This is a genomic window from Enterobacter sp. K16B (assembly GCF_020216105.1).
Taxonomy (GTDB): Bacteria; Pseudomonadota; Gammaproteobacteria; order Enterobacterales; family Enterobacteriaceae; genus Enterobacter; species Enterobacter sichuanensis.
The window spans coordinates 1-5045 of record NZ_JAIWJZ010000152.1; the positions used below are offsets into that span (position 1 = coordinate 1).

3 protein-coding genes are annotated in these 5045 nt (G+C 52.9%); all 3 read left to right on the forward strand.

What is annotated here, in order from left to right; genetic code table 11:
- A partial coding sequence (hsdR, locus tag LDK53_RS21505) for a type I restriction-modification system endonuclease (protein WP_225288028.1) occupies window positions 1-2008 on the forward strand: 2008 nt, incomplete at its 5' end.
- 71 nt (window positions 2009-2079) lie between these two features.
- Window positions 2080-3666 (forward strand): N-6 DNA methylase, encoded by a 1587-nt coding sequence (locus LDK53_RS21510; RefSeq protein WP_225288029.1) that lies wholly within the window; start codon window positions 2080-2082, stop codon window positions 3664-3666.
- On the forward strand, window positions 3663-5012 hold the full coding sequence (locus LDK53_RS21515) for a restriction endonuclease subunit S (RefSeq protein WP_225288030.1): 1350 nt from the start codon (window positions 3663-3665) through the stop codon (window positions 5010-5012). Before LDK53_RS21510 ends, LDK53_RS21515 begins: the two co-directional genes overlap by 4 nt.
- Window positions 5013-5045: the final 33 nt, after the last annotated feature.

The following is a 5045-nucleotide window of genomic DNA, read 5'->3' on the forward strand; positions in this document are numbered from 1 at the left end:
TCGTCGCTCGCTCGGCGAGCAGGCGCTGGGGTCGTTTGAAGATACGCGCATTAACGGCGACACCTTTAACAGCATTTTTGATATCAAAGGCTTGACCGACAAGTTCCCGGAAGACAGCACAAAAATTCACGTCGCCACGGTGCAGTCACTGGTCAAGCGCACGCTGCAATCCGAGGAACCGATGCCGGTTGGCCGCTACGACTGTATCGTGGTCGATGAAGCCCATCGCGGCTACATTCTTGATAAAGAGCAGACCGAAGGCGAGCTGCAGTTCCGTAGCCAGCTGGATTACGTTTCCGCCTACCGTCGCATTCTCGACCACTTCGATGCAGTAAAAATTGCCCTGACCGCCACGCCAGCCCTGCACACGGTTGATATTTTCGGCGAACCAGTTTACCGCTACACCTACCGTACGGCGGTGATCGACGGCTACCTGATCGATCAGGATCCGCCCATTCAGATCGTTACCCGCAACGCGCAGGATGGGGTCTATCTTTCCGAGGGCGAACAGGTGGAACGCCTGAACACGCAAGGCGAGCTGATCAACGACACGCTGGCTGACGATCAGGATTTTGAGGTTGCCGATTTTAACCGCGGCCTGGTGATCCCGGCGTTTAACCGTGCGGTATGCGGTGAGCTCACCAAATACCTGGATCCCACCGGACAGCAAAAAACGCTGGTGTTCTGCGTCACCAACGCCCATGCCGACATGGTGGTTGACGAGCTGCGCACCGCGTTTAAGAAAAAGTATCCGCAGCTGGAGCACGACGCGATTATCAAGATCACCGGTGATGCCGATAAAGACGCGAAGAAAGTGCAAAGCATGATCGTCCGCTTCAACAAAGAGCGGCTACCCAATATCGTGGTCACGGTTGACCTGCTGACCACCGGCGTGGATATTCCGTCTATCTGTAATATTGTGTTCCTGCGCAAAGTCAAAAGTCGCATTCTCTACGAGCAGATGAAGGGCCGTGCCACGCGTCTGTGCCCGTCGGTGGGGAAAACCAGCTTTAAGATTTTCGACTGCGTTGATATCTACAGCTCGCTGGAAAGCGTCGATACCATGCGCCCGGTGGTTGTGCGTCCACAGGTGGAACTGCAAACGCTGGTCAATGAAATTACCGACTCAGAAACCTACAAAACCATCGAAGCGGATGGCCGCAGTTTTGCCGAGCACAGCCATGAACAGCTGGTCGCAAAGCTGCAGCGGATCATCGGCCTTGCCGCTTTCAACCGCGACCGTAGTGAAGCTGTAGATAAGCAGGTTCGCCGTCTGGACGAGCTGTGCCTGGATGCCGCAGGCGTCAACTTTGGCGGTCTGGCCTCACGCCTACGGGAAAAAGGACCGCACTGGAGCGCCGAGATTTTCAATAAGCTCCCCGGCTTTATCGCCCGCCTGGAAAGGCTGAAAACCGATATCAACGCCCTGCGCGAGGCCCCTATTTTCCTCGATATCGACGATGAGGTGGTGAGCGTCAAATCGCTGTATGGCGATTACGACACACCGCAGGATTTCCTGGAAGCGTTTGATGCGCTGGTGCAGCGTTCCCCTAACGCCCAGCCCGCGCTGCAGGCGGTGATCAATCGTCCGCGCGACCTCACCCGTAAAGGGCTGGTGGAATTGCAGGAGTGGTTTGACCGCCAGCATTTTGAAGAGTCCTCCCTGCGCAGCGCATGGAAAGCGACGCGCAATCAGGATATCGCCGCCAGGCTGATTGGTCATATCCGCCGTGCGGCGGTGGGCGATGCGCCCAAACCGTTCGACGAGCGTGTCGACCACGCGCTGACGCGTATCAAGGGCGAGAACGACTGGAGCGATGAACAGCTAAGCTGGCTCGACCGTTTAGCGCAGGCGCTCAAAGAGAAAGTAGTGCTCGACGACGACGTCTTCAAAACCGGCAATTTCCACCGTCGCGGCGGTAAGCCAATGTTACAACGCACCTTTGACGACAACCTCGACAGCGTGTTGGATAAGTTCAGCGATTACATCTGGGATGAGCTCGCCTGACGCGTTATCATTCCCGGCAATTTCTTCTTCTGCGGCCCCGATAAGGGCCGCTGTTTTACATGGGATCTTCAATGAACAATAACGATCTGGTCGCCAAACTGTGGAAACTGTGCGACAACCTGCGCGACGGCGGCGTCTCCTATCAAAACTACGTCAATGAACTCGCCTCGCTGCTGTTTTTGAAAATGTGCAAAGAGACCGGCCAGGAAGCGGACTACCTGCCGGAAGGCTACCGCTGGGATGACCTGAAATCGCGTATTGGTCAGGATCAGATGCAGTTCTACCGTAACCTGCTGGTTCAGTTAGGCTCAGATGAGAAAAAGCTGGTGCAGGCGGTATTCCATAATGTCAGCACCACCATTGAACAGCCTAAACAGCTGACTGAACTGGTCAGCTATATGGACGCGCTGGACTGGTACAATGGCGACCATGGGAAGTCCCGCGACGACTTCGGCGATATGTACGAAGGGCTGCTGCAAAAGAACGCCAACGAAACCAAATCCGGCGCGGGCCAGTACTTCACTCCGCGTCCGCTGATTAAAACCATTATCCATCTGCTGAAGCCGCAGCCGCGCGAAGTGGTGCAGGATCCGGCTGCGGGTACGGCGGGCTTCCTGATTGAAGCGGATCGCTACGTGAAGTCGCAGACTCACGATCTGGACGATCTCGACGGCGACACCCAGGATTTCCAGATCCACCGCGCGTTTATCGGCCTCGAATTAGTGCCCGGCACCCGTCGTCTGGCGCTGATGAACTGCCTGCTGCACGATATTGAAGGCAACCTCGACCACGGCGGCGCTATCCGTCTGGGGAACACGCTGGGCAGCGACGGCGAGAATTTACCGCAGGCCGATATTGTCGCCACCAACCCGCCTTTTGGCAGCGCCGCGGGCACCAACATCACCCGCACCTTCGTGCACCCGACCAGCAACAAACAGCTGTGCTTTATGCAGCACATTATTGAAACCCTGCGCCCCGGCGGCCGCGCGGCGGTGGTGGTGCCGGATAACGTACTGTTTGATCGAGTTGGATTGGAAATTCGTCGAGATTTAATGGATAAATGCCACCTGCACACCATCCTGCGTCTGCCGACCGGCATATTTTACGCCCAGGGCGTAAAAACCAACGTACTGTTCTTTACCAAAGGCACGGTCGCCAATCCGAATCAGGATAAAAACTGCACCGACGACGTGTGGGTGTATGACCTGCGTACCAATATGCCGAGCTTCGGCAAGCGCACGCCGTTTACCGAGCAGCACTTGCAGCCGTTTGAAACCGTCTACGGTGAAGATCCGCACGGCTTAAGTCCGCGTATCGAAGGTGAGTGGAGCTTTAACGCCGAAGAGAGCGAAGTCGCCGACAGTGAAGAGAACAAAAACACCGACCAGCATCAGGCCACCAGCCGCTGGCGCAAGTTCAGCCGCGAGTGGATCCGAACAGCGAAATCCGATTCGCTGGATATCTCCTGGCTGAAGGATAAAGACAGTATCGACGCCGACAGCCTGCCTGAGCCGGATGTATTGGCCGCAGAGGCGATGAGTGAGCTGGTGCAGGCGCTGGGCGAGCTGGATGCGCTAATGCGCGAGCTGGGCGCAGGGGATGAGGCAGATGCGCAGCGTCAGTTGCTGAATGAAGCGTTTGGCGAGGTGAAGGCATGAGTGGAGGGAAATTGCCGGAGGGATGGGTAGATACCCCGCTAGAAAATATTGTTGAAATACTGGATTCGATGCGTATTCCGGTTAACAACAAAGAAAGACAAAAACGTATTGAGGGGAAAGATTTTAATAAACTATACCCTTATTATGGTGCAACAGGTGAAGTCGGTAAAATTGACGATTTTATTTTTGATGAAGAGCTTATTGCACTAGGTGAGGATGGTGTTTCATTTTTTGATGGACAAAAAAATAAAGCGTACATGCTTTATGGGAAAACATGGGTGAATAACCATGCTCATGTTTTGAAAGCTATTCAAGGATTAAGCCATAACAAATTTCTATGTTATTTTCTCAATCAGTTTGACTATCACGATTACGTCAACGGAGGAACTCGTTTAAAACTTACGCAAGCAAACATGCGGAAGATCCCGGTTCGTTTCGCTCCTTTTTCCGAACAAAAAATCATTGCCGAAAAACTCGATACGCTGTTGGCACAGGTAGACAGCACCAAAGCACGTCTTGAGCAAATCCCACAAATCCTGAAACGTTTTCGTCAGGCAGTGCTCACTGTTGCAATGAGCGGTGGGCTAACGGAGGAATGGCGGAAAAGTAACTCTATACTATTCTCTTCATGGGTGAATAGTAGTATAGGAGAGTTAGCTCAAGTAGCTACAGGTAAAACTCCTAAGCGAACCGAAGTAAAGTATTGGGAGAATGGTTCAATTCCTTGGTTAACAAGTTCAAGTACCGGCGAAATTTATACGGAAGTTGCAGAGCAATTTATTACACCTATTGCACTAAAAGAATGTACGCTTAAAATATTTTCTCCAGGCACACTACTTTTAGCGATGTATGGCGAAGGAAAAACTCGTGGTCAAGTCACAGAATTAAAAATACATGCAGCATGTAATCAAGCCTGTGCAGCAATTATATGTGATAAGGAAAAAATTGACTTGCAATTTTTAAAAATGCGCTTAATGGAAAATTATCAGGAAACAAGAAAAGCCGCTGCTGGTGGTAACCAGCCAAATTTAAACTTGAATAAAGTTCGCGAAATACCGGTTATAGTTCCCCCGCTTCCAGAACAAGCTGAAATCGTCCGCCGCGTCGAACAACTCTTCGCCTACGCCGACACCATTGAAAAGCAGGTCAACAGCGCCTTAACCCGCGTCAACAGCCTCACCCAGTCGATCCTGGCGAAGGCCTTCCGCGGCGAGCTTACCGCCCAGTGGCGTGCTGAAAACCCAAGTCTTATCAGCGGAGAAAACAGCGCTGCCGCCCTGCTGGAAAGGATTAAAGCCGAACGCGCGGCCAGCAGCGGTAAAAAAAACTCGCGTAAAAAAGCGTAATTGGGGTTATCGGCCATCGCTGACTCGAGTCGT